Below are 24,334 nucleotides of genomic sequence, written 5' to 3'. Positions count from 1 at the left end.
CCAGTCAGTAGCCGTCGACCACCCGGTTCGTCAGCGGCTCCCCGGCGGCGAACCGGCGCAACTGCTCACCCACCAGCCGGTACGCCCGCGGCAGCAGGCCACGGACCGAGCCAGCCACGTGCGGGGTGAGCAGCACGTTCGGCAGCTCCCACAGAGGATGCCCGGCCGGCAGCGGCTCCGGGTCGGTCACGTCCAGCGCCGCCCGCAGCCGCCCGGATGCCAGCTCGGCGACCAGCGCCGACGTGCGGGCCACCGGGCCGCGGGCGGCATTGACCAGCAGCGCGCCGTCCGCCATCGCGGCGAGGAACTTCTCGTCGACCAGCCCCCGGGTCTGCTCGGTCAACGGCACCAGCAGCACCACCACGTCCGCCTCGGGCAGCAGGGCGGGCAGCTCGTCGACCCCGTGCACCCCCTCGTCCGGGCGTGGCGTCCGGGCGACCAGGGTGAAGCTCACCTCGAACGGTGCCAGCCGGGCCCGGACGGCCGCGCCGATCGAGCCCGCGCCGACGATCAGCACCCGCTTGCCGGCCAGCTCGTCGGTCGGCGCCACCTCGTCGTACGCCCACTCGCGGCGGGCCTGGGCGCGGGCCAGCGGACCGAAGCCGCGCAGCGCGGACAGGATCGCGGCGACCACCCACTCGGCGGTGGCCGAGTCGTGCACGCCCCGCGCGTCGCAGAGCGTCACGCCCTCGGGAACCCGCCCCACCCAGGCGTCCGCTCCGGCGGAGAGGAGCTGCACCACCTTCAGGTCCGGCAGCTCGGTCAGGAGCGCGCCGGCGTCCGGGCCGGCGAGGAAGGGCGGCACCCAGAACCGCACACCGGTCGGGGACGACGGCGGCCGGGACGGGTCCTCCAGCAGCTCCACGGTGACGCCCGCGGGCAGGTCGCCGAGGAGGCCCCGGCCGGCCGGGTGCGGAATCCAAACCTTCACGACCGCCGACGATAGCCGTCCCGGACGGCGCCCGTGGGCGGGGTCGTGACGACCACCGCTGGGACGATTGACGATCGGCCACGCGAGGTATAACCGAGGCGGAGCGTCGGCCGGCGTTCCCGACTCCGGAGACAGGTGGCGATGAGCGAGGACACTCTGGGGCGCCCGGCCGGACCGATTCCGGCGCTGGTCGACCCCGCACGGCTCCGGTCCCTCGCGGAGACCCGGCTCGACGCGACGCCCGACGAGGCGTTCGACCGGTTCGCCCGCCTGGTCAGCGACCTGCTCGACGTGCCGGTCGCGCTGGTCTCCCTGGTCACCGCCGACCGCCAGTTCTTTCCCGGCGCGGCCGGGCTGCCCGAGCCGTGGGCCGCCCGGCGGGAGACCCCGCTGAGCCACTCGTTCTGCCAGCACGTGGTCGACGTCGAGGTGCCGATGGTGCTGCCCGACACCCGCCTCCACCCGCGGATGCGGGAAAACCTGGCCGTCGAGGACCTCGGGGTGGCCGCGTACGCCGGGATGCCGTTGACCGACCAGGACGGGCGGGTGCTCGGCTCGCTCTGTGCCATCGACAGCAAGCCCCGGGCCTGGACCGCCGAGCAGTTGCGCACCCTCGCCGACCTGGCCGCCGCCTGTTCCTCCGAGCTGCGCCTGCGGATCGCCGTGCAGGGCGCCGAGCAGGCCCGTCGCCGCGCCGAGGAGGCGCACGACCGGCTCGCCATGCTGGCCGGGATGAGCGAGACGCTGGGCGGCACGCTCGATGTGGCCACGGCGGTCGAGCGGCTCGGGCACACCATGGTCCCGCTGCTGGCGGACTGGTGCCTGATCACCCTTGTCGACCGGGTGGGCCAGCCGCGTACCGTCGCCGGCACGCACCGGGACCCGGACCGGGCGGCCGATGTGGCCCGGTTCGCCGCGCTGCTGGCCGCCGGCCTCGGCCCGGACTCGATCATCCGGTCGGTGCTGCGGACCGGGCGGCCGGTCATGCGCGAAGCGGCCGCGCTGGCCGACGTCGAGCGGGGCACCACCCACCCGGAGCTGGTGCCGCTCGCCGGCCGGCTGGGCTTCGGCTCCCACCTCACCGTGCCGGTCACCGCCACCGGGGTCCGGGTCATCGGCGCCGTGACGCTGGTGAACGGGCCGTCCCGGCGGGGCTTCGACGAGGCCGACCTGCGGACCGCGCTGGACATCGGGCGCCGCGCCAGCCAGGCCGTGGACAACAGCCGGCTCTACGGCGAGCAGCGGCACGTCGCCGAGGTGCTGCAGCACAGCATGCTGCCCACCCTGCCCGTGGTGCCGGGCGTGGAGTTGGCCGCCCGCTACCAGCCGGCGGCGGACCGGGTCGAGGTGGGCGGCGACTGGTACGACGCCTTCGTCCAGCCCGACGGTGACCTGGTCGCCGCGATCGGCGACGTCGCCGGGCACGACATCGAGGCCGCGGCGACCATGGGGCAGCTGCGGAACCTGGTCCGCGGCGACGCGTACGGGCGGGACGACCCGGTCGACGAGCTGATGACCCATCTCGACCGGGCGATCCAGGGGCTGCCCGTCCCGACCGTCGCCTCCGCCGTGCTGGCCCGGGTCCGTCCGACCGCGGCCGGGCTCTGGGTCTCCTGGTGCAACGCGGGCCACCCACCGCCGCTGCTGGTCCACGCCGACGGGGCGGTGCAGGTGCTGGACGGGGTCCGGGGACCGCTGCTCGGCCTGGCCCACCCGCCCCGGCGCGGCCGGCGGGAGCTGACCCTCGCCCCCGGCGACACCCTGCTGCTGCACACCGACGGGCTGACCGAGCGCCGGGACCGGCCGATCGACGAGGGGGAGGCCGAACTGATCGGGCAGCTCGCCGGCGCCGCCACGCTCCCCCTCGCGACCCTCTGCGACCGGCTGCTCGCCGCCGCACCGCGGCGGGAGGACGACGTCGCCCTGCTCGCCCTGCGCGCCCGTTGAGCCACGGCTCGGTTCGTCGGGCCCGGTTCGCCATCCGGCCCGGCTAGGCTGGGCCGGGTGAGGCCGCGTCCCCCGTACCCCCGCACCGGCCGCCTCCGGGCGGCGCTGGCGGCGTCCTGCGCGACGCTGCTGCTCGGCACCGCCGGTTGCGCCTTCGGCGACCCGGATCCCGACCCGGCCGGTGAACCGCCCAACCTCCCGTCGCCGTCCACCACGGCCAGCCCTGGGGGCGCCGGCCAGCAGGTCGTCGCCACGGTGCTGGCGAAGGGGTTGGCGGTGCCCTGGGGCGTCGCCTTCCTGCCCGACGGCGCCGCGCTGGTCACCGAACGGGACAGCGGGCGGATCCTGCAGGTCGGCCCGGAGTCGGGGCCGGAGGGGATGACCGTCCGGGTGGTGCAGACCGTGCCCGGCGTGGCGGCCGCGGGCGAGGGCGGGCTGCTCGGCATCGCGGTCTCCCCGGCGTACGCCCGGGACCGCACGGTCTTCGTCTACTACACCAGCGCCCAGGACAACCGGATCGCGAAGCTGGAGCTGGGCCGGCCGCCGACCCCGATCGTCACCGGCATCCCCAAGGCCGGCAACCACAACGGCGGCGGGCTGGGCTTCGGCCCCGACGGCTTCCTCTACGCCAGCACCGGCGACGCCGGGCGCACCGCGAACGCGCAGGACCCGAAGAGCCTCGGCGGCAAGATCCTGCGGCTCACCCGGGACGGCAAGCCCGCCCCCGGCAACCCCACCGCCGGCTCCCCGGTCTGGACGACGGGACACCGCAACGTGCAGGGGTTCGCCTGGACGCCGGACAAGCGGATGTACGCCGTGGAGTTCGGCCAGAACACCTGGGACGAGATCAACCAGATCAACAAGGGCGGCAACTACGGCTGGCCGCAGGTCGAGGGGCGCGGCGACGACCGGCGCTACGTCAACCCGGTCGTGCAGTGGCGCACCGGCGACGCCTCCTGCTCCGGCCTGGCCGCCGTCGAACGGCTGCTGATCACCGCCTGCCTGCGCGGGCAGCGACTCTGGCTGGTCGAGCTGGCCGGCAACGGCACGGTCCTCGGCCAGCCGCGCGAGCTGCTCACCGGCAGGTACGGGCGGCTGCGCGCCGCCGCGGTGGCGCCCGACGGTTCGGTCTGGGTGACCACCTCCAACCGGGACGGGCGCGGCAAGCCGGCCGGCGACGACGACCGGATCCTGCGGCTGGTCTTCGCCGACGGCGGCGCCGGCCGCAGCTGACCCCGCTTCCGGCGGGTTTGCCAAGATCCTTCAACGGGCAGGTCAGAATTTCAGCATGGACGGCCAGGAGAACGAGCAGCACAGCACCGGGGACGCGACGACCCCAGAGGACGGGCGCCGCCGCCGGTGGCGCCCCGGCACCGGCCTGCGCCGGCTCGGCGTCGTGCTGGCCCTGCTCGTGGTCACCCTCGCGGGGGTGGTGGCCGGCACGTACGTGGGCGGGCACGTGGGCACCGACATCGGGCCGTTCCGCGCGCAACTCAACCTCAGCCCGTCGCTGAGCGGCGGCACCACCGTCGACATCCCGCCGCTGGGCGCGCTGCTGCTGGACAGCCACGACGGGCCGGCCTACCTGACCGTCGAGCTGGGCGCGCTCGACCAGCGGCGCACCGAGGCGCTGATCGACGACCCGGCGAGCATCAGCCGGGCCAGCCAATCGGCGGTCGAGGACGTCCGGGCCGGCGTGATGCGGCTCGGCCTCAAGACCCTGGCCTCGTCCGTGCTGGCCACCCTGCTGCTGGCCGGGCTGGTCTTCCGCGACACGCGCCGCACCGCGTGGGCCGGCGGGCTGGCGCTGGCGGTCACCGCCGGCAGCCTCGGCCTGGCCGCCGCCACCATCCGGCCGCAGGCCATCGAGGAGCCGCGCTACGAGGGGCTGCTGGTCAACGCGCCGGCGATCGTCGGTGACGCGCGGCGGATCGCCAACGACTACACCAAGTACGCCGAGCAGCTGCAACGGCTGGTCGGCAACGTCAGCAAGCTCTACACCACCGTCTCGGCGCTGCCGGTGGTCCAGCCGTCGCCCGGCACCACCCGGGTGCTGCACGTCTCCGACATGCACCTCAACCCCACCGGCTGGCAGCTCATCCGCACGGTGGTGGAGCAGTTCGGCATCGACGTGGTGATCGACACCGGCGACATCACCGACTGGGGCAGCGAGCCCGAGGCGTCCTTCGTCGGCTCGATCGGCCTGCTCAAGAAGCCGTACGTCTACATCCGCGGCAACCACGACTCGGCGAAGACGGCCGCCGCGGTGGCCGCCCAGCCGAACGCCGTCGTGCTGGACAACTCCACGACCACCGTCGCCGGGCTGACCATCGCCGGCATCGGCGACCCCCGCTTCACCCCGGACAAGGAGACCTCGCCGGCCGGCAGCGGGCTCACCAAGGTCGTCGCCGACCAGGTGATCGGGGCCGGCGAGCAGCTCGCCGCCACGGTGAACAGCTCACCGAAGCCGGTGAACGTCGCACTGGTGCACGACCCGGCCTCGGCCGGCCCGCTCTCCGGCACCTGCCCGCTGGTGCTGGCCGGGCACACCCACGCCCGGCAGGTGTCGAAGCTGCCGCAGGTGCCCGGCAAGCAGCCCACCCAGCTCTTCGTCGAGGGCTCCACCGGGGGCGCCGGCCTGCGCGGCCTGGAGGGCGAGAAGCCCACCCCGCTGTCGATGACGGTGCTCTACTTCGACCAGCAGAAGCTGCTCCAGGCGTACGACGACATCACCGTGGGCGGGACCGGGCAGTCGCAGGTCAACCTGGAACGGCACATCATCCAGGACCCGACGAAGGGCGACCAGGTGCCGGTCACCCCGACCCCGACCCGGGGCGGGCCCGCCACGCCCACCCCGAACGGCAGCCCGACCGCGACGCCCAGCCCCACGGGCTGAGGCTCAGCGCAGCGACAGGGCGGCCAGCGCGGCGTTGACGATGCTGCCGGGCAGCAGGTCGTGCAGCTCGTACAGCTCCGTGACGCTGCCGGACTGGCCGAACTCGTCCACACCGAGCGGGACCGCCGGTGCGCCGAGCGCCGAACCGAGCCAGGCCATCGCGTGCGAGGCGGCGTCGTGCACGGTGACCACCGGCACCCGGTCCGCGAAGGCCGACCGCAGCGCGCCGGGCACGCTCGGCACGGTCGCGGTCCGCACGCCCTGGCGCAGCGTCCGCTGCCAGGCCCGGTAGAGCCGGTCCAGGCTGGTCACGTCGACCACGTGCGCCGCGACGCCCTCCTCCGCCAGCTCCGCGGCGGCCGCCAGGACCTCCGGCAGCACCGCGCCGGAGGCGGCCAGCTGCACGACCGGGGCGTCCGCCAGGTGGGGGTACGCCTCGTGCGCGTCGACGAGCCGGTAGGCGCCCGCCACCACCTGCCGGCGCAGCACCGCGTCGCCGATCCGCGCCCGGGCCGCCTCGAACGGCGCCTGGTCGAGCGGACGGGTGCTGAGGCGGAAGTAGTACGCCCCGTCCTCGGCCGGCGCGGCCGTGGCGGCCGGCGCCGCTCCCCCGGCGATCTGGCCGAGCGCGTCGCAGAGCAGCCAGTCGAGGCTGCCGGCGTACGCGGGTTCGCAGAAGGTGACCCCGGGCAGCTCCAGGCCGACCGAGGCCGTGATGGTCGACTGGTGGGCGCCACCCTCCGGGGCCAGGGTGATGCCCGACGGGGTGCCGGCCACCACGAACCGGGAACCGGAGTAGGTGCCGTAGAGGAACGCGTCCAGGCCGCGCAGCACGAACGGGTCGTAGACCGTGCCGACAGGCAGCAGCGGCTGCCCAGACAGGTCCCACGACAGGCCGAGCTGGCCGAGCAGCAGGAACAGGTTCATCTCGGAGATGCCCAGCTCGATGTGCTGACCCGCCGGGGTCTCCGTCCAGCGCAGCATCCGGTCCTCGGTCCAGGAACGCTGCTCGGTGGGGGCGAACACCCCGGTCTTGTTGATGAACCCGGCCAGGTTGGTGGAGGTGGCCACGTCCGGCGCGGTGGTGACCAGGTAGGGCGCGACCTTCGGGTCCCGGGCCAGGTCGACCAGCACCCGGCCGAAGACCTCCTGCGTGGAGACGGGCTTGTTCACCCGTACCCTCGTGGTCTCCGGGACGGTGACCCCCAGCGCCCGCTCGCGCGGCGCGCGGGCCAGCGCCTCCCGGCGCTCGCCGGTCCGGATGCCGGCCGGGGACGCCGGGTCGAGGCGGTCCCACTCGGTGTCGCGGGTCAGGCCGTGCGCGGCGCGCAGCGCGTCGACCTGCTCGGTGGTGAGCAGCGCCGAGTGGTTGCGCGGGTTGCCGGCGATCGGCAGGCCCCAGCCCTTGACCGTGTACGCGAAGACCACGCTGGGCCGGTCGGTGACCGCGTCGCACTGGGCGTACGCGTCGAGCATCGCCTGAAGGTCGTGCCCGCCCAGGTCGGTGACGAGCGGGCCCAGCTCGTCGTCGGGGATGTCGGCCACGAAGGCCGCCACCTCGGCCGGCGCTCCGTCCAGGAACTGCTTGCGCAGGGCCGGCCCGGCCAGCCCGAACAGCGACTGGTACTGCTCGTTGGGCATCAGGTCGATCCAGTCGCGCAGCGCCGCCCCGCCCGGCCGCTCGTACGCCTCGGCGAGCTTGCGGCCGTACTTGACCTCGACCACGTGCCAGCCGGCGGCCTCGAACTGCCCCCGCCACTGGTTGATCCGCACCCCGGGGACCACCCGGTCCAGCGACTGGCGGTTGAAGTCGACAAGCCACATCACGTTGCCCAGCCCCGTGGTGGCCGGGTCGGCGACGGCCTCCCAGATGTTGCCCTCGTCCAGCTCGGCGTCGCCGATCAGGGCGATGAACCGGGAATGCGGCCGCTCGCCGAAGTGCGCGTCGACATAGCGGCGGGTGACCGCCGCGAACAGCGGCGCGGCCGCGCCCAGGCCGACGGAGCCGGTGGAGAAGTCCACCCCGTCCGGGTCCTTGGTCCGCGACGGGTAGGACTGCAGCCCGCCGCGCGCCCGCAGCTTCGGCAGGTAGGACCGGTCCAGGTTGCCGAGCAGGTACTGCACGGCGTGGAAGACCGGCGAGGCGTGCGGCTTGACCGCCACCCGGTCCTCGGCGTCCAGGTGGGCGAACCAGAGCGCGGTCATCGCCGTGACCAGCGAGGCACTGGACGCCTGGTGGCCGCCGACCTTCACCCCGTCGCCGGTGTCCCGGTCGTGGTTGGCCGCGTCCACGATGCGGGTGGCGAGCCAGAGCACCCGCCGCTGGATCTCGTCGAGGACGTCGAGGTCGTGCTGGTTCACGGTGACTCCATCCGGGCGTCGCCGTTGACGCCCACGCGCGAGGGGTGCGGGGGTGGCCGCGTACTCGGAAGAGGCCGGGGCCGCCGCCGGGTCACGACGGCGGCCTCGGAACGGGACTCAGCCCTGGACGCCGAGGCGCGCCAGGATCAGCTCGCGGACGGTCTTGGCGTCGGCCTGGCCGCGGGTGGTCTTCATGACCGCGCCGACCAGCGCGCCGGCCGCCGCCACCTTGCCGCTGCGGATCTTGTCGGCGACGGCCGGGTTCGCGGCGATCGCCTCGTCCACGGCGGCGGTGAGCGCGCCGGTGTCGGAGACCACCTCAAGGTTGCGGTTGGTCATGATCTCGGTCGGCGAGCCCTCGCCGGCCACGACGCCCTCCAGCACCGTGCGGGCCAGCTTGTCGTTGAGCTTGCCGGCGTCGACCAGGCCCTGCAACTCGGCGACCTGCGCCGGGGTGGCCCCGATGTCGGCCAGCTCCACGCCGCTCTCGTTGGCCCGGCGGGACAGCTCGCCCAGCCACCATTTGCGGGCGGCGGCCGGGGTGGCCCCGGCGGCCACGGTCGCCTCGATCAGCTCGACCGCGCCGGCGTTGACCACCGACTGCATGTCCAGGTCGGACAGGCCCCAGTCCTGCTGGATCCGCTTGCGACGCAGCCGCGGCAGCTCCGGCAGGGCGGCCTTCAGCTCGGCCACCCAGGCGGTGTCCGGCGCGAGCGGAACCAGGTCCGGCTCCGGGAAGTACCGGTAGTCGGTGGCGGTCTCCTTCGACCGGCCCGAGGTGGTGTCCCCGGTGTCCTCGTGGAAGTGCCGGGTCTCCTGGGTGATGCGGCCGCCGGCCTCCAGCACCGATGCCTGGCGCAGCATCTCCGAACGGACCGCCCGCTCGACCGAGCGCAGCGAGTTGACGTTCTTCGTCTCGGTGCGGGTGCCCCACTCCTCGCCCGGCCGGTTCAGCGACGTGTTGACGTCGCAGCGCAGCGAGCCCTCCTCCATCCGGACGTCGGAGACGCCCAGCGAGCGGATCACGTCGCGCAGCTCCGTGACGTACGCCCGGGCCACCTCGGGAGCGAGCGCGCCCGTGCCGGGGATCGGCTTGGTGACGATCTCGACGAGCGGGATGCCGGCCCGGTTGTAGTCGACCAGCGACTCGGTGGCGCCCTGGATCCGGCCGGTCGCGCCGCCCACGTGCAGCGTCTTGCCGGTGTCCTCCTCCAGGTGCACCCGCTCGATGCCGATCCGCACCGTCTCGCCGTTGACGTCGACGTCCAGGTAGCCGTCGACGCAGAGCGGCTCGTCGTACTGGCTGATCTGGAAGTTCTTCGGCATGTCCGGGTAGAAGTAGTTCTTCCGGGCGAACCGGCACCACTCGGCGATCGAGCAGTTCAGCGCCAGGCCGATCCGGATGGTCGCCTCGATGGCCGCCTTGTTGGCCACCGGCAGCGAGCCGGGCAGGCCCAGGCAGACCGGGCAGACCCGGGTGTTCGGCTCGCCGCCGAAATCGGTCGGGCAACCGCACCACATCTTGGTGTTCGTGCCCAGCTCCACGTGGGTCTCCAGGCCGACCACCGGTTCCCAGCGCGCCACGACCTCGTCGTACGCGGGCAGTGTCGTCGTCATCGCTGCTCCTGCCTCACAGTGCCGGTGGGGTGAACGTGCCGACCGTGGACTCCAGCGCGGCGGCGACCCGGTACATCCGGTCGTCGGCCATGGTCGGGGCCATGATCTGGAAACCGACCGGCAGCCCCTCGGAGAGACCGCACGGGACCGAGATGGCCGGTCCGCCGTACAGGTTGGTCGGGATGGTGAACAGGTCGGCCAGGTACATCTGGTAGGGGTCCGCGGTGCGCGCCCCGATCGGGAAGGCCACGAACGGGGTGGTCGGCGAGATGAGCGCGTCCACCCCCTCGAAGGCGGCGGTGAAGTCCCGGGTGATCAGCGTGCGGACCTTCTGCGCCTGCCCGTAGTAGGCGTCGTAGTAGCCCGAGGAGAGCGCGTAGGTGCCGATCATGATGCGCCGCTTGACCTCGGGGCCGAAGCCCGCCTCGCGGGTCAGCGACATGACCTCTTCGAGGGACCGGTTGCCGTCGTCGCCGACCCGCAGGCCGAACCGGACGCCGTCGAACCGGGCCAGGTTGGAGGAGCACTCGCTGGGCGCGATCAGGTAGTAGGCCGGCAGCGCGTACTTGAAGTGCGGGCAGGAGACGTCGACGATCTCGGCGCCCAGCTTCGCGAGGGCCTCCACCGACTCGCGGAACGCGGCCATCACGCCCGGCTCGGCGCCCTCGCCGGTGAACTCGGTGACCACACCGAGCTTCACCCCGGTCAGGTCGCCGGACGCGCCGAGCTTCGCCGCGCCGACCACGTCCGGCACCGGGGCCGGGATCGACGTGGAGTCGCGCGGGTCGTGACCGGCGATCACCTGGTGCAGCAGTGCGGCGTCCAGCACGTTGCGCGCACACGGGCCGGGGGTGTCCAGCGAGGAGGAGAACGCCACCAGGCCGTAGCGGGAGGTGCCGCCGTAGGTGGGCTTCGCCCCGACGGTTCCGGTGACCGCGCCGGGCTGGCGGATCGAACCGCCGGTGTCCGAGCCGATCGACAGCGGCGCCTCGTACGCGGCCAGCGCCGCGGCGCTGCCACCACCGGAGCCGCCCGGGATCCGCTCCAGGTCCCACGGGTTGCGGGTCGGTCCGTACGCCGAGTATTCCGTGGAGGAGCCCATCGCGAACTCGTCCATGTTGGTCTTGCCGAGCATCACCGTGCCGGCGGCGCGCAGCCGCTCGACGATCGTCGAGTCGTACGGCGGGCGCCAGCCCTCCAGGATCTTCGAGCCGACGGTGGTCGGCACGCCCTTCGTGGTGAGCACGTCCTTCACCGCGACCGGCACGCCCGCAAGCGGCCCCAGATCCTCGCCGGCGGCCCGGCGCTCGTCCACGCTCCGGGCGGCGGCCAGCGCGCCCTCGGTGTCGACGTGCAGGAAGGCGTGGACCTGGTCGTCCACGGCGCTGATCCGGTCCAGGTGGGCCCGCGTGACCTCCACGGCGGAGGTCTCGCCCGTCGCCACCAGGCCGGCGATCTCGGCGGCCGTCAGCTTGGTCAGGTCGCTCATGAAGCCACATCCTCGTCCAGGATCCGCGGGACGCGGAACCGCTGCTCCTCGGCGTCGGGCGCACCCGACAGCGCCTCCTGCGGGGTCAGGCACGGCGTCACCACGTCCTCGCGGAGGACGTTGGTCAGCGGCACCGAGTGGGACGTCGGCGGGATGTCCGCCGCGGCGACCTCGCCCACCTGGGCGACCGACTGGAGGATCACGTCCAGCTGGTTGGCGAAGGTGTCCAACTCCTCCTCGGTGACGGCGAGCCGCGACAGTCGCGCGAGATGCGCGACCTCCTCGCGGGAGATGGCGGCCATCGGGTGCCCCCTTCGTGGCTGTCCTGCTGCGTCTGCGGTGTGCCGGCCGCGCGCTCGCCGGGGACGATGACACGCGGTGACCGGAGCGAGTCTATTGCCCTCCGGTCGGGTCGACGCCTCCGACTCCCGGTGCCCGCCCGCCGGGACACCGGTCAGCGGGCCCGGGCTCGCCGGCGGTGCGCCGGTCAGCGCGCGTGGCCCGGTGGCCGGTGCGCCGGTCGGCAAGCGTGGCGGGCGGCCGGTGCGCCGGTCACCGGGCCGGGCGGCGTGGCCCCTCGCCGTCCGTCGCCACGGCCGGGTGGACCGGCCGGTACCGGGACAGCCAGGTGACCAGCTCCTCGGCCGGCATCGGCCGGGCGTAGAACCAGCCCTGCGCCACGTCGCAGCCGGCCGCGTGCAGCAGCCGCCAGGTGCGCTCGTCCTCGACGCCCTCGGCCACCACCCGCAGCCCGAGCGCCCCGGCCAGCTCGATCATCGAGCGGACGATCGCCGCGTCGTCCGCGTCGTCGGCCATCCCGAGCACGAACGACCGGTCCACCTTCACCTCGGACAGCGGCAACCGGCGCAGGTGCTGCAGCGAGGAGTAGCCGGTGCCGAAGTCGTCCAGCGCGATGCCGACCCCGATCCGGTGCAGCTGGGTGATGCTGGCCAGCACCCGCCGCGGGTCGGCCATCAGCGCGCCCTCGGTGATCTCCACCTGGAGCCGGTCCGGTGGTACGCCGTAGCGGGTCAGCCGGTCGGCGATCTGCTCGGCGATCTCGCCGGTGTGCAGGTCCCGGACGCTGACGTTGAGCGCGGCCCGCAGCGTGACGCCGGCCGCGGACCACTTGGCGACCTGCTCCACCACGTCGTCCACCACCCGCCGGGTGAGCAGCCGCATCACCGCGCTCTGCTCGGCGACCTGGATCAGCTCCCCGGGGTCGACCATGCCCCGGCGCGGGTGCCGCCAGCGCAGCAAGGCCTCGACCCCGACCACCTCGCCGGTCGCGATGGCGATCTGCGGCTGGTAGTACATGGTGATCTCGCCCGGGTCCCCGGCCGGGTCGTCGAGGCCGACCGAACCGGTGCCGCCGCGCTGCTCCACCGTCCGGGCCGGGGCGGCCGGGGCGCCGCCGGCAACGCCCGGCCGGGCGCCCGGGACGTCGGGACCGCCCCGCTCCGGGTGGTCGGCGGACACCGTTCCGGCCCGGCCACCGAGGACCGAGCCGGGCTTGTCGTCGGACACCGCCTGGAGCAGGTCGTCGGGCACCGTCCCGGGCCGGCTGTCGGCGACCGCCGCGGGGTCGCCGCCGTAGGCCGGGGTCAGCCGGTCGCCGTCGCCGGGCGTCGGGGTCTCCGCTGGCGTCGTGCGGGTGGACCGGCGGCGGATCGGGTCGGCGCCGGTGACGATCCGGTTGATCAGCTCGTCGTCGTGCCGCGCCTCGACCCGCTCCCGCCGCCGCAACCGCCACCGTGCCGGAGGCTCCGGGTCCCGACGCGGGGTCAGGCGCGCCCCGCCCGAGTTGCCGAGGGACCCGTGGCCGGATCGCGCCCCGCCGGCCCGGCCGCCGTTACGGGGTAGCCCGTCACCGCGGGCCGGCCGCGCCGCCGGGGCGGGCAGGCCGGGCGCCGGGGCGAGCGCCGCGCCGTCACCGCCACGGACGCCGGCCGGCTGGTCGCCCCGGGCCGGCGGCCCGGACTCCAGCACCCGGCGCAGGTCGGCGAGGAGGCTCAACCGCTCGGCGGAGTTGTGGTCGGACTCGGGCGCGTAGACGGCGACGGTGTCGTTGCGGTGCTTCGCGTCGTACATGGCCACGTCGGCGTGGCGCATGAGGGTGGCGAAGTCCTCGCCGTGCTCGGGGAAGAGGGCGATGCCGATGGAGCCGCCCACGTCCAAAGGCAGGCCGTCCAGCGGCACCGGCTCGGCGAGCGCGGCCACCACCCGGCCGGCCCGTTCGCGGGCCTGGTCGGTGCCGGTGAGCCCGGGTACGACGATGGCGAACTCGTCGCCGCCCAGCCGCGCCACCAGGTCCTCCCCCTCGACCACCTCGATGAGCCGGGCGCTCACCTCGACCAGCAGCCGGTCACCGACCGCGTGCCCGAGCGCGTCGTTGACGTGCTTGAACCGGTCGAGGTCCAGCAGCAGCAGGGCCAGGTGGGCGTCCGGCTCGCCGCGGGCGGCCCGCTCGGCGTGCAGGTGCACCTGCTCGGCCACCTCGGTGAGCAGGGCCTTGCGGTTGGGCAGCCCGGTGAGCGGGTCGAGGTCGGCGAGCTGCTCCCGCTCGTCGGAGAGCCGGGCCATCCGGTAGACCGCGAACAGTGGCACCAGCACCAGCGGGATCAGCGCGGCGCTGGCCCGGGCGGCGGCCACCAGCACGGGGGCGAGCAGCAGCAGCGAGCCGGTGGAGAGCAGCTCGTAGGCCAGGCCCTGCCGGACGCTGGGCCACCAGCGGTCGCCGAACCGCAGCCGGATCGCGCAGCTGACCAGGCCGTAGTTGACGACGAACCAGGCCGCTGTGGCGCCACCCACCGCCGCCACGTCGGTCCAGTGCAGCCGGCCGCCGCCGAACAGCTCGCCGGGCCCGAGCCGGGTGACCGCGTACGCGGCGGCGAGCGCGCACGCGTACTGGGCCCCGTTGAAGGCGGTGCGCCAGCCGGCGTAGCCGAGCCGCCAGCCGGAGACGGCCACGGCCACGGCCTGCACCGCGACGGCCGGGCCGAGACCCCAGCCGAGCAGGATGGCGAACGTGAAGCAGGTCGACGGGAAGACCGCCGAGGTCTGGCGCCGGCCGGGCGGCACGAACGGCCGGGCGTCGCAGGCGACGGCGAGCGCCGCCATGGTCCAGAAGGCGGCCGGCAGGTGGGGCAGTTCGTCGGGGAGCGCGGCCAGCGGCCCGACCGAGACGAGCAGGGCCAGGACGCCGACCACGGTGACGAAGCCGAAGAACGGCCCGGTCCGCCCGGGCGGGACGGAGTTTCGCGGGTCGCCGGTCTCCATCGCACCTCCCGGGGTCGGCCCCGGCGCGCACCGTCACGCGCCGTACGCCAATGAAACGCCCTCGGTGCCGGTTTCCCCGACACGACAGTCACGAATCGGTCGTAGTCGTAATTAAGTTGGAATGCGCGGCAGAGGGCGGGGTCAGCCCTCGATGCGGGCCACCTCGCGGGCCGCGTCCGGGCCGGACTCCAGCAGCACCCGGAAGCCCTCCTCGTCGAGGATCGGCAGCTTGAGGTCGGCGGCCTTGTCGGCCTTGGACCCGGGGTTGTCGCCGACCACCACGAAGCCGGTCTTCTTGGAGACCGAGCCGGTGACCTTGCCGCCCCGGCTCTGGATCGCCTCGGACGCCTGGTCGCGGCTGAATCCGGCCAGCGTGCCGGTGACCACGACGGTCACCCCTTCGAGCGGGCGCGGGCCCTCCTCGCCGGCCTCCTCGGCCATCCGGACGCCGGCCTCGGCCCACTTGCGCACCACCTCGCGGTGCCAGTCGACGGCGAACCACTCCTTGATGCTGGCCGCGATGGTCGGGCCGACCCCGTCCACCGAGGACAGCTCCTCCTCGCTCGCCGCGTCGATCGCCTCGACCGAGCGGAAGTGCCGGGCGAGCGCCTGCGCGGCGGTCGGACCGACGTGGCGGACGGAGAGCGCGACCAGCACCCGCCACAGCTCGCGTTCCTTGGCCACGGCCAGGTTGTCGAGCAGCTTGGTGGCGTTGCTGCCGAGGGTGCCGTCCTTGTTGACGAAGAACGGCGAGCGGGACAGCTGCTCGGCATCGAGGGCGAACAGGTCGCCCTCGTCGTGGATGATCCCGGCGTCGAGCAGCGCGGCGGCGCCCTTGTAGCCGAGCACCTCGATGTCGAAGGCGCCCCGGCCGGCCAGGTGGAAGACCCGCTCCCGCAGCTGCGCGGGGCAGCTGCGCGAGTTGGGGCAGCGGATGTCGACGTCGCCCTCCTTGGCCGGCGCGAGCGGGGTGCCGCAGGCCGGGCAGGTGGTGGGCATGACGAACGGGCGCGCGTCGGCGGGACGCAGGTCGACCACCGGGCCGAGCACCTCGGGGATGACGTCGCCCGCCTTGCGCAACACGACCGTGTCGCCGATGAGGACGCCCTTGCGCTCGACCTCGCGGGCGTTGTGCAGGGTGGCCAGGGCGACCGTGGACCCGGCCACCCGGACCGGTTCGAGGACGGCGAACGGGGTGACCCGGCCGGTGCGCCCCACGTTGACGTCGATGTCGAGCAGTTTGGTGGTGACCTCCTCCGGCGGGTATTTGAAGGCGATGGCCCAGCGTGGCGCGCGGCTGGTCGAGCCGAGCCGCCCCTGGATGGAGACCGGGTCGACCTTGACCACCACGCCGTCGATCTCGTGCTCGACGTCGTGCCGGTGCTCGGCGTAGTAGGCGATGTATTCCGCCACCCCGGCCAGGTCGGGCACCACCCGCACCCGGTCGCTGGTCGGCAGCCCCCACGCCCGCAGCGCCGCGTAGGACTCCGACTGCGCCGCTGGCTGGAAGCCCCGGCGGGCGCCGATGCCGTGCACCACCAGGCGCAGCGGCCGGGAGGCGGTGATCCGCGGGTCCTTCTGACGGAGGCTGCCGGCGGCCGCGTTGCGCGGGTTGGCGAACGGCGCCTTGCCCTGCTCGACCAGGCCGGCGTTGAGGTCGGCGAAGCCGGCCACCGGGAAGTAGATCTCGCCGCGCACCTCGAGGAGCTCGGGCACGTCGGGGAACTCGTCGGAGGGGGTCAGCCGGGCCGGCACGTCCCGGATGCTGCGGACGTTGGCGGTGACGTCCTCGCCGGTGCGCCCGTCGCCCCGGGTGGCGGCCCGGACCAGCCGCCCCTTCTCGTAGGTCAGGTTGATGGCCAGGCCGTCGACCTTCAGCTCGCACAGGTAGGGCACCGGCCCACCCGCGTCCCGCTCGACCCGCTCGGCCCAGGCGGCCAGCTCCTCGTCGGCGAAGGCGTTGTCGAGCGAGAGCATCCGCTCGGCGTGGGTGACGGGGGTGAAGTCGGTGGAGAAGGTGCCGCCGACGCGCTGGGTCGGCGAGTCGGGCGTGCGCAGCGCCGGGTATTCCTCCTCCAGCGCCTCCAGCTCGCGGAGCTGCTTGTCGAAGTCGGCGTCGGAGATCGTCGGCGCGTCCAGCACGTAGTAGCGGTACTGGTGTTCGGTGAGCTCCTGGCTCAGCGTGTTGTGCCGCTCCCGCGCCTCCGGGGTCGGCTCGGCGCCGGCCGCCGCCTCCTGTGCGGGGCTGACCGCCTGGGGAATCGCTTCTTCGGACACCCTGCCGCCTTCGGACACCGCGTCGACCTCCCGTGATCGTGCTACTCCCGCACGGTATCGGTCGGGCCTGACAACCGTCCCCGGCAGACCGCCACGTTCCCCGAGGATCATGAAGTTGGCGGCGCCGAAGCGGACATTCCACCCCGGAAACCTCATGATCGACCGGCGCGGCCCGAGGGGTGTGGGTGGACGCCGTGGGACGATCGCCGCCGGTGGTCGGCCGGCACGGGCGAGAGGCGGGGTACGGATGCGGGACGGGCTGCTCTGGGCGGCGGTGATCGTGGCGTGTGTCGCGGCCGGCTGGCTGTGGGGCGAGTGGCGGCGCCGGGCCGCGGACCGCTCCGCGGAGGCGGGTCGGAGCGCGGGGCGCCAGGACGGGCGGACCGGCGCGGCGGACGGCCGTCCTGGGACGGCGGCCGGCCCCGGCAGCGGCGCACCGGCGGGGCGCCGCGGTTCCGGGCGCGGCGGTCGGCCGGACAGCGGCCGCCCCGGCGGCGAGCCGGCCCGCGGACGAACCGGCGGTGAATCGACCCGTGGACGAACCGGCGGTGAACCGGCCCGCGGACGAACCGGCGGTGAGCCGGCGCGCGGGCGGGCCGGCTCACCGCCGCGGCCTCGCGATGCCGGGCGGGGGCCGGCGAACGCGCCCCGGCCCGGGGAGATCTGGTGGGCCGACGTGCCCTACGCCGACGGGACCGGCTCAAAGGTGCGCCCCTGCCTCGTGCTGCGGGTCGACGGGCGGGACGCCGACGTCCTGAAGATCACCAGCCAGGACAAGTCGGACCGCGACGACCACCTGCCGATCCCCACCCGGAGCTGGGACCCGGACGCCGACCACGACAGCTACCTGGACATCAGCGAGCCCATCCCGGTGCCCCTGGCCGCCTTCGAGGACCGCGCGGGCGCCTGCGACCCCGACCTCTGGAGAGGCATCCGCCGCCTCCCCCACCTGACCGCCTGACCCCGGCCCCCAACCCCTCTGGCCCCGGCCCCGGCCCCGGCCCCGGCCCGGCCCGCGTCGATCATGAAGTTGTCGTGCCGCGCCACGGCGTGTCGCGGCAATAACTTCATGATCAACCAGGTGGGGGCCGGGAGGCGAGGGTGGGGCGGGTCAGTCCAGGGGGGTGGCCAGGGCGGTGAGCTGGTCTCCGTACTCGATGCGGGTGGACCACTCCGCCGGCCAGGCGGCCATGCCGTGTGCGGCGCCCACGAAGGCGCCGGCCAGGGCGGCGATGGAGTCCGAGTCGCCGGCCGTCGTGGCGCCTCGGGCCAGCGCGCCGACCGGGTCGTCGGGGTGCCGCAGCGCGCACAGCAGCGCGGTGGCCAGCGCCTCCTCGGCGATCCAGCCCTCGCCGGTGAGCCGGCACGGGTCGCCGCCGTCGTCGGGGCGGGCCAGGGCCGCGTCGAGCCGGCCGAGCACCCGCAGGCACTCGTCCCAGCCCCGGGCGATGAACTCCTCCGGCGTCCGCTCGCCCGGACGCTGCCACAGGTCGCCGAGCCAGTCGCCCCGGTAGACCGTGCGCTGCGCGTGGGCCCGGTCGGTGAGCAGGCCGGGCAGTTCGGGCAGCGCGGCGCCGTCGCGCAGCAGCCGGACCGCGTACGCGGTCAGCTCGCTCGCCGCCAGGCCGGTCGGGTGGCCGTGGGTCAGGCCGGCCTGGAGCTGGGCCAGCCCGGCCAGCGTGTCGAGGTCGACGTCGAGCAGCCCGACCGGGGTGACCCGCATGTTCGCCCCGCAGCCCTTCGAGCCGGCGACCGTCGCCTCCTGCCAGCGGGTGCCCCGGTCCAGCTCGGCGCAGGCGCGCAGGCAGGTCATGCCGGGCGCGCGGTTGTTGTCGGGACTGACCGCCCAGTCGAGGAACCGCCGCCGCAGCAACGGCTCCACCGCCTCCGCCGTCCAGGCCGGGGCGTCGTGCAGCGCCCACGCCACCGCGAGCGCCATCTGGGTGTCGTCGGTGACCAGCGCCGGGTCACCGGTGAGCTCCCGCGGGCCGGTCGGGCCGTAGCGGCGGACGATCTCGGCGACGGTGAGGAACTCGGTGGGCTTGCCCAGGGCGTCGCCGTAGGCGAGGCCGAAGAGGGAGCCGGACGCGCGGCGCGTGGCGGAGTCGATCACGCTGGCGATCATGCCCCGCCCACGCAAGCCCCGGCGCGATCAGTCCCAGCAGAGGCAGAACGGGTGGCCGGCCGGGTCGGCGTAGACCCGGAAGCCCTCGCCCTCGCCGGGCAGCCGGCGGGCGCCGAGGGCCAGCGCCGCCTTCTCCGCCGCTTCGATGTCGTCCACCGTGACGTCGAGGTGGAACTGCTGCGGCCGCTCGGGGTCGGGCCAGGCCGGGGCACGCAGGTCGAGCGCCTTCTGGAAGGCGACGCGCGGCTGGTGGCCCGGCCGGCCGCCGAGCACCACCCAGTCGTCGCCGTCGGAGTTCTCCTCGATCAGCGGGAGGCCGAGCAGCTCCGCGTAGAAGCCGGCCAGCGCGCGCGGATCGGGGCAGTCGATCACCACGGAACGCAGCTGTCCAATCATGCTGGTCATCCTGCCCCCGGCGTGCGACAGGAAACCTATTCCTCGGCGAGCCGGCGGCCGGCGTCCCGGCAGGCGGCGAGGACCGTCCGCGCGTACGCCGGGGTGGCGCCGGCCAGGCCGCAGGCGGGGGTGACCACCACCTGCTCGGCGAGCCGGCGGCGGGGGAAGCCGAGCTGGTCCCAGACCCGGCGTACCCGGTCGGCGACCTGGGCCGACGTGAGCGCGCGGCCGGCCGGCGGCAGCGCGGGCGCGGCGCCGGCCAGCAGCCCGAACCCGGCGTCGATCGCCTCGCCGAGCGGGTCCAGGTCGGTGACCAGGGCCAGGTCGAGGGCCACGCCGACGGCGCCGGCGGTGCGGATCAGCTCCAGGGGCACGTCCGGCGCGCAGCAGTGCACCACGGTGGGCGCGGCGGCCGCCTCGATGACGCCGCGCAGCAGCGCGCGGGCCACCTCGGGCTCGACGGGCCGGTGGGTGCCGAAGCCGCTCTCGGTGGGCACCCGGCCGGCCAGCACCGCGGGCAGCGACGGCTCGTCGAGCTGGAGCAGCACCGTGGCGTGGGGCAGCCGCCGGGCCACCGCCGCCACGTGCCCGCGCAGCCCCTCGCCGAGCGAGCCGGCGAGATCCCGCACCGCGCCGGGGTCGCGCAGCAACCGGCCGCCGATCGGCAGCTCCAGCGAGGCGGCAAGGGTGAACGGGCCGGCGGCCTGGATCTTGACCGGGCCGGTGTACTCCTCGGCCTGCTCGGCGAGCTGGTCGAGGTCGCGTTCCATGAGGTCGCGGGCGCGGCGCAAATCCTTGCCGGGGCGTGGGGCGATCCGCCAGCGGGCCGCGTACAGCTCGACCGGCAGCTCGACGAGGAGCCCGCCGGTGCGGCCGATCAGGTCCGCGCCGGGGCCTCGGGCGGGCAGCTCCGGCAGGTGCGGCAGGTCGGGCAGCTCACCGAGCACGATGCGCTGCGCCTCGGCGACGTCGGTGCCGGGCAACGACCCGATCCCCGTCGCCGTCCCCATTCCCCACGGCCAGGTCGTCTCAGTCACCGCCGCAGCCTATCCAGCGCCCCGCGGGCGCCGAGGGCTCAGGCGGTGATCGTCGCCGAGCCGAGCACGACGTCCCCGGCCGGGTCCGGGCGGTACGCCACGATCGCCTGGCCGGCGGCCACGCCCCGGACCGGGCGGCGCAGGTCGGCGTGCAGCCCGTCGGCGTCCAGCGACACGGTCGCCGGCACCACGTCGCCGTGCGCCCGGAGCTGCACCTCGCACTCGATCGGCCCGTCGGGGCGCGCGCCGCCGGTCCAGACCGGGCGGGCGGCGCGGACCTCGGCGACTTCGAGGGCCTCGGCCGGGCCGACGGTGACCGTGTTGGTCTTCGGGGTGATGGAGAGCACGTAGCGCGGGCGGCCGTCCGGCGCGGGCCGGTCCAGGTGCAGGCCGCGCCGCTGCCCGACGGTGTACTGGTAGGCGCCGGTGTGGCTGCCCACCACCGCGCCGGTGAGCGCGTCCACCACCTCGCCGGGGGCCTCGCCGAGCCGCTGGGACAGGAAGCCCCGGGTGTCGCCGTCGGCGATGAAGCAGATGTCGTGCGAGTCGGGCTTGTCGGCCACCGCGAGGCCGCGCCGGGCGGCCTCCGCGCGCACCTCGGCCTTGGTCGAGTCGCCGAGCGGGAAGATCGACCGGTCGAGCTGCGCCCGGGTCAGCACCGCGAGGACGTACGACTGGTCCTTGGCCGCGTCGACGCTGCGGCGCAGCAGGCCGTCCGCGCCGAGCCGGGCGTGGTGGCCGGTGACCACCGCGTCGAAGCCCAGGGCCACGGCCCGGTCCAGCACCGCGGCGAACTTGATCTTCTCGTTGCAGCGCAGGCACGGGTTCGGGGTACGGCCCGCCGCGTACTCGGCCACGAAGTCGTCGACCACGTCCTCGTGGAACCGGTCGGCCATGTCCCACACGTAGAACGGGATGCCGAGCACGTCGGCGGCGCGGCGGGCGTCCCGGGAGTCCTCCAGGGTGCAGCACCCCCGGGCGCCGGTGCGGTAGGTCTGCGGGTTGCGGGCCAGCGCCAGGTGCACACCGGTCACGTCGTGCCCGGCCTCCACCGCCCGCGCCGCCGCCACGGCGGAGTCCACTCCGCCCGACATCGCCGCCAGAACCCTCACCAGCCCACTCCCCTCGTCATCACCGAGGGTATCCGGGTCAGCGGGGCGTGCGGAGGGCGGCCGCGCGGCGGGCCCGCTCCACGGCGCCGGGCAGCGCGGCGATCAGCGCGTCGACGTCCGCCCTGGTGCTCGTGTGGCCAAGGGTGAAGCGCAGCGACGAGCGCGCCCGGTCGTCGTCGGCGCCCATGGCCAGCAGCACGTGCGAGGGCTGGGCCACCCCGGCCGAGCAGGCCGAACCGGTCGAGCAGGCGATGCCCTGGGCGTCGAGGAGCAGCAGCAGCGCGTCCCCCTCGGAGCCCGGGAACGAGAAGTGCGCGTTGCCGGGAAGCCGGTCGGTCGGGTCGCCGTTGAAGACCACCTCGGGGACCGCCTGCCGGACCCGCTCGACCAGGTCGTCGCGGAGCGCGGCGACGCGGGCCGCGTATTCCTGCTGGCCCTTCACGGCGGCCTCCACGGCGACCGCGAAGGCCACGATGCCGGCGGTGTCGAGGGTGCCGGAGCGGACGTCGCGCTCCTGGCCGCCGCCGTGCAGCAGCGGGGTGGCGGCGAGATCGCGGGCCAGCAGCAGCGCGCCGACGCCGGTCGGGCCGCCGAGCTTGTGGCCGGTGACGGTGAGCGCGGCGGCGCCGCTGGCGGCGAAGTCGACGGGCACCTGACCGACCGCCTGGATGGCGTCGGTGTGGAACGGCACCCCGTGCTCGGCGGCGACCGCGGCCAGCTCGGCCACCGGCTGCACGGTGCCCACCTCGTTGTTGGCCCACATGGCCGTGACGAGGGCCACCCGGTCGCCGTGCGCGGCCAGTTCGGCGCGGAGCCGCTCCGGTTCGAGCCGGCCGGCGGCGTCGACGGGCAGCCAGCCGACCTCGGCGCCCTCGTGCCCGGCCAGCCAGTCCACCGCGTCCAGCACGGCGTGGTGCTCGACGGCGCTGGAGACCACCCGGATCCTTTCGGCCCGGGCGGCGCGGCGGGCCCAGAAGATGCCCTTCACGGCCAGGTTGTCGCTCTCCGTGCCACCCCCGGTGAAGATCACCTCAGACGGGCGGGCGCCGAGCACGGCCGCCACCCGCTCCCGGGACTCCTCCACCCGCCGCCGGGCGCGCCGGCCCGCCGCGTGCAGCGACGACGCGTTGCCCACCTCGCGGGCCGTGGCGACGTACGCCTCGAGTGCCTCGTCGAGCATCGGGGTCGTCGCCGCGTGATCCAGGTATGCCATCACCGTTCAGCCTAACGGCCGACCGGGGTGCCGCCGGATGCCGGACCGCCCGTCCCGTACGGGGGGCAGGGACGGGCGGTCCGGACCCTCACGCGCTCACGCGGGCACCGCCGTGATCACGACGTTGTCGCGGTAGTGCCGGGTCTTCGCGTCGAACGGGCCCCCGCACGTGATCAGGGTGAGCCGGGGGCTGCCGTCCCGGGCGAAGTACCGGTCGAGCGGGATGCGCGTCTTCGCGTACTCCTCCCGGGCCACCACCCGGAAGCGGCGCTCCCGGCCGTCGGAGCCGGCGGCGGTCAGCAGGTCCCCCCGGTCCAGCTCGCGCAGCCGGAAGAACGCCCCCTTGCCCTGGTCGGCGCTGTCGACGTGGCCGGCGATCACCACCGAGCCGGTCCCGGCCTCCAGGCCCGGGCCGTAGCGGTACCAGCCGACCCGGTCGACGCTGGGCGGGACCTCGAACTCGTCCGTCCGCGGGTTGATGCCGACCGGGTCGACCGTGGCCGTGACCCCGATCGGCGGGATGCGCAGCCGCACCGGCGGGACGATCGTCCCGGCCGCGGGCAGGGCGCCCGCGTTCACCGGCACCCGCGGGGCACCGGTGGCCGTGGGCGTCGGGGTGGGGGTGGCGCCGGCCAGGGCCGCCGCCTCACCCGCGCCGACGTCCTCGGCGGGCCGCGACCCGCAGGCCACCACGGTCGCCACGGTGAGCGCGGCGGCGCCGGCGGCCATCGCCGCCAGCGCCCCGCGGTGGCGCACGGTCACCGGCGACCGGTCCGGGCGGTGGCCACCCGCGCCCCGCCGCCGAGCAGGAGCAGCACGCCGGCGCCGGCCAGCATGTACCACCAGGTGTCCACGCCGGTGCCGGCCTGGCCACCGGTGCCGCTGGGCACGCCGCCGGGGGCCGAGTGCAGCCCGCTGACGGTCTGTGCGACAAGTTCGAGGTTCTTGTCCTGGGCGGAGCCGATCGCGTACACGATCGTCGCGTTGCCCTCCCGGAGGTTCAGGTCGGCCGGGCCGATGGCGACCGTGTCGGTGCCGGCGAGCACCACGTCCGCCTTGACCGTGCCGGCCGCCACGTCGGCCTTGGCCTCCTTCGGGTTGGTGAGGTCCTCGAAGACCGGCTTCCCACCGGCCCGTACGTCGACGGCCGGTGCGGCGGCGGTGTGCCGGACGATCAGCCGCGCCTCACCGGCGTCCACCTTCGACACGTCGTTGACGAACGGTGTGATCCGCGGCTTGCCGTCGGCGCTCAGGTGGGCGGCGAGGCTGATGTTCGCCCCGCCCGGCACCGCGGCGTCGTCGACCGTGAGGATCGCCTTGTCGACCGCCTCGCCCGGCTTGGTCAGGGCGATGTCGTACGTCCCCTCGGGCAGGGTGAGCGGGCCGGCCACGTCACCCGGCTGGAAGTTGTCCAGCGTCTTCTTCCCGTTGACGTACACGTCCACCGGGGTGCCCGGGATGCCGTGCACGACCGACACCTTGGACGAGGCCGCCCAGGCCGGGCCCGTGGTGGCGGCGCCGATGCCGGCGAACGTCAGGGCGGACACCGCGCCGATCGCGGCGACCCGACGGAACATGGCGAACTGCATTGTCTGCCTCCTGGTGATTGGTGCTGATTCGTCAGGACTGGCGTGCAGAACGGGTTACGCCGGCT

General features: G+C 74.9%; 18 protein-coding genes. 4 read left to right on the top strand and 14 right to left on the bottom strand.

Translation table 11 applies throughout. The features are described 5' to 3' along the window. Positions 1 to 4 precede the first annotated feature (4 nt). Positions 5 to 931 (bottom strand): 2-hydroxyacid dehydrogenase, encoded by a 927-nt coding sequence (locus ACQP12_RS06580; protein WP_433285875.1) that lies wholly within the window; start codon positions 929 to 931, stop codon positions 5 to 7. A 141-nt stretch (positions 932 to 1,072) separates the two neighbouring features. Between ACQP12_RS06580 and ACQP12_RS06575 the strand changes: the two genes are divergently transcribed. From ACQP12_RS06575 to ACQP12_RS06565, 3 genes are read left to right on the top strand one after another with little or no spacing between them, the layout of a single operon-like run. Further along, the gene (locus ACQP12_RS06575) at positions 1,073 to 2,878 is read left to right on the top strand and encodes a SpoIIE family protein phosphatase (protein WP_433285873.1); all 1,806 of its coding nucleotides are present in this window, start codon (positions 1,073 to 1,075) and stop codon (positions 2,876 to 2,878) included. Between the two features lie 57 nt (positions 2,879 to 2,935). Continuing rightward, positions 2,936 to 4,111, top strand: a complete 1,176-nt coding sequence (locus ACQP12_RS06570) for a PQQ-dependent sugar dehydrogenase (protein ID WP_433285871.1) — start codon at positions 2,936 to 2,938, stop codon at positions 4,109 to 4,111. Between the two features lie 55 nt (positions 4,112 to 4,166). Beyond that, positions 4,167 to 5,774, top strand: a complete 1,608-nt coding sequence (locus ACQP12_RS06565; protein WP_433285869.1) for a metallophosphoesterase — start codon at positions 4,167 to 4,169, stop codon at positions 5,772 to 5,774. Between the two features lie 3 nt (positions 5,775 to 5,777). Here the strand turns inward: ACQP12_RS06565 and ACQP12_RS06560 are convergent, their stop codons facing one another. From ACQP12_RS06560 to ligA, 6 genes are all read right to left on the bottom strand, one after another. Continuing rightward, the gene (locus ACQP12_RS06560; protein ID WP_433285867.1) at positions 5,778 to 8,135 is read right to left on the bottom strand and encodes a transketolase-like TK C-terminal-containing protein; all 2,358 of its coding nucleotides are present in this window, start codon (positions 8,133 to 8,135) and stop codon (positions 5,778 to 5,780) included. A gap of 117 nt (positions 8,136 to 8,252) precedes the next feature. Next, positions 8,253 to 9,752 carry an Asp-tRNA(Asn)/Glu-tRNA(Gln) amidotransferase subunit GatB gene (gene gatB, locus ACQP12_RS06555; RefSeq protein WP_433285865.1) on the bottom strand — a complete coding sequence of 500 codons (1,500 nt, stop codon included), beginning with the start codon at positions 9,750 to 9,752 and terminating at the stop codon, positions 8,253 to 8,255. A 13-nt stretch (positions 9,753 to 9,765) separates the two neighbouring features. Then, positions 9,766 to 11,241, bottom strand: coding sequence for an Asp-tRNA(Asn)/Glu-tRNA(Gln) amidotransferase subunit GatA (gene gatA, locus ACQP12_RS06550; protein WP_433285863.1), 1,476 nt, complete (start codon positions 11,239 to 11,241; stop codon positions 9,766 to 9,768). Beyond that, positions 11,238 to 11,543 carry an Asp-tRNA(Asn)/Glu-tRNA(Gln) amidotransferase subunit GatC gene (gatC, locus tag ACQP12_RS06545; protein WP_357937565.1) on the bottom strand — a complete coding sequence of 102 codons (306 nt, stop codon included), beginning with the start codon at positions 11,541 to 11,543 and terminating at the stop codon, positions 11,238 to 11,240. Before gatC ends, gatA begins: the two co-directional genes overlap by 4 nt. A 250-nt stretch (positions 11,544 to 11,793) precedes the next feature. Next, the gene (locus tag ACQP12_RS06540) at positions 11,794 to 14,520 is read right to left on the bottom strand and encodes an EAL domain-containing protein (RefSeq protein ID WP_433285861.1); all 2,727 of its coding nucleotides are present in this window, start codon (positions 14,518 to 14,520) and stop codon (positions 11,794 to 11,796) included. Between the two features lie 141 nt (positions 14,521 to 14,661). Next, positions 14,662 to 16,797, bottom strand: coding sequence for an NAD-dependent DNA ligase LigA (gene ligA, locus ACQP12_RS06535; protein WP_433285859.1), 2,136 nt, complete (start codon positions 16,795 to 16,797; stop codon positions 14,662 to 14,664). Positions 16,798 to 17,473: 676 nt separating this feature from the next. Here ligA and ACQP12_RS06530 point away from each other — a divergent pair. Continuing rightward, positions 17,474 to 17,758, top strand: a complete 285-nt coding sequence (locus ACQP12_RS06530) for a hypothetical protein (RefSeq protein ID WP_433285856.1) — start codon at positions 17,474 to 17,476, stop codon at positions 17,756 to 17,758. Between the two features lie 150 nt (positions 17,759 to 17,908). Here ACQP12_RS06530 and ACQP12_RS06525 read toward each other — a convergent pair whose 3' ends face one another. The 7 genes from ACQP12_RS06525 to ACQP12_RS06495 form a co-directional block, all read right to left on the bottom strand. Next, a complete protein-coding gene (locus ACQP12_RS06525) occupies positions 17,909 to 18,922 on the bottom strand; it encodes an ADP-ribosylglycohydrolase family protein (protein ID WP_433285854.1) in 1,014 nt (337 codons plus the stop codon). Positions 18,923 to 18,949: 27 nt separating this feature from the next. Beyond that, on the bottom strand, positions 18,950 to 19,318 hold the full coding sequence (locus ACQP12_RS06520; RefSeq protein ID WP_357937575.1) for a VOC family protein: 369 nt from the start codon (positions 19,316 to 19,318) through the stop codon (positions 18,950 to 18,952). 35 nt (positions 19,319 to 19,353) lie between these two features. After that, positions 19,354 to 20,328 carry a methionine synthase gene (locus tag ACQP12_RS06515; RefSeq protein WP_433289147.1) on the bottom strand — a complete coding sequence of 325 codons (975 nt, stop codon included), beginning with the start codon at positions 20,326 to 20,328 and terminating at the stop codon, positions 19,354 to 19,356. Between the two features lie 65 nt (positions 20,329 to 20,393). Continuing rightward, complete coding sequence (gene mnmA / locus ACQP12_RS06510; RefSeq protein WP_357937579.1) at positions 20,394 to 21,467, bottom strand: tRNA 2-thiouridine(34) synthase MnmA; 1,074 nt, start codon at positions 21,465 to 21,467, stop codon at positions 20,394 to 20,396. A gap of 37 nt (positions 21,468 to 21,504) precedes the next feature. Then, on the bottom strand, positions 21,505 to 22,680 hold the full coding sequence (locus ACQP12_RS06505; RefSeq protein ID WP_433285852.1) for a cysteine desulfurase family protein: 1,176 nt from the start codon (positions 22,678 to 22,680) through the stop codon (positions 21,505 to 21,507). Between the two features lie 96 nt (positions 22,681 to 22,776). After that, positions 22,777 to 23,442, bottom strand: coding sequence for a class F sortase (locus ACQP12_RS06500; protein WP_433285850.1), 666 nt, complete (start codon positions 23,440 to 23,442; stop codon positions 22,777 to 22,779). Next, complete coding sequence (locus tag ACQP12_RS06495; protein ID WP_433285848.1) at positions 23,439 to 24,269, bottom strand: DUF4397 domain-containing protein; 831 nt, start codon at positions 24,267 to 24,269, stop codon at positions 23,439 to 23,441. The genes ACQP12_RS06500 and ACQP12_RS06495 overlap by 4 nt, the downstream gene beginning before the upstream one ends. Positions 24,270 to 24,334 lie beyond the last annotated feature (65 nt).

Origin of the sequence: Micromonospora sp. CA-244673 (assembly GCF_050948395.1) — a bacterium.
Lineage (GTDB): Bacteria > Actinomycetota > Actinomycetes > Mycobacteriales > Micromonosporaceae > Micromonospora.
This window is presented reverse-complemented; position numbering and strand designations above follow the sequence as displayed.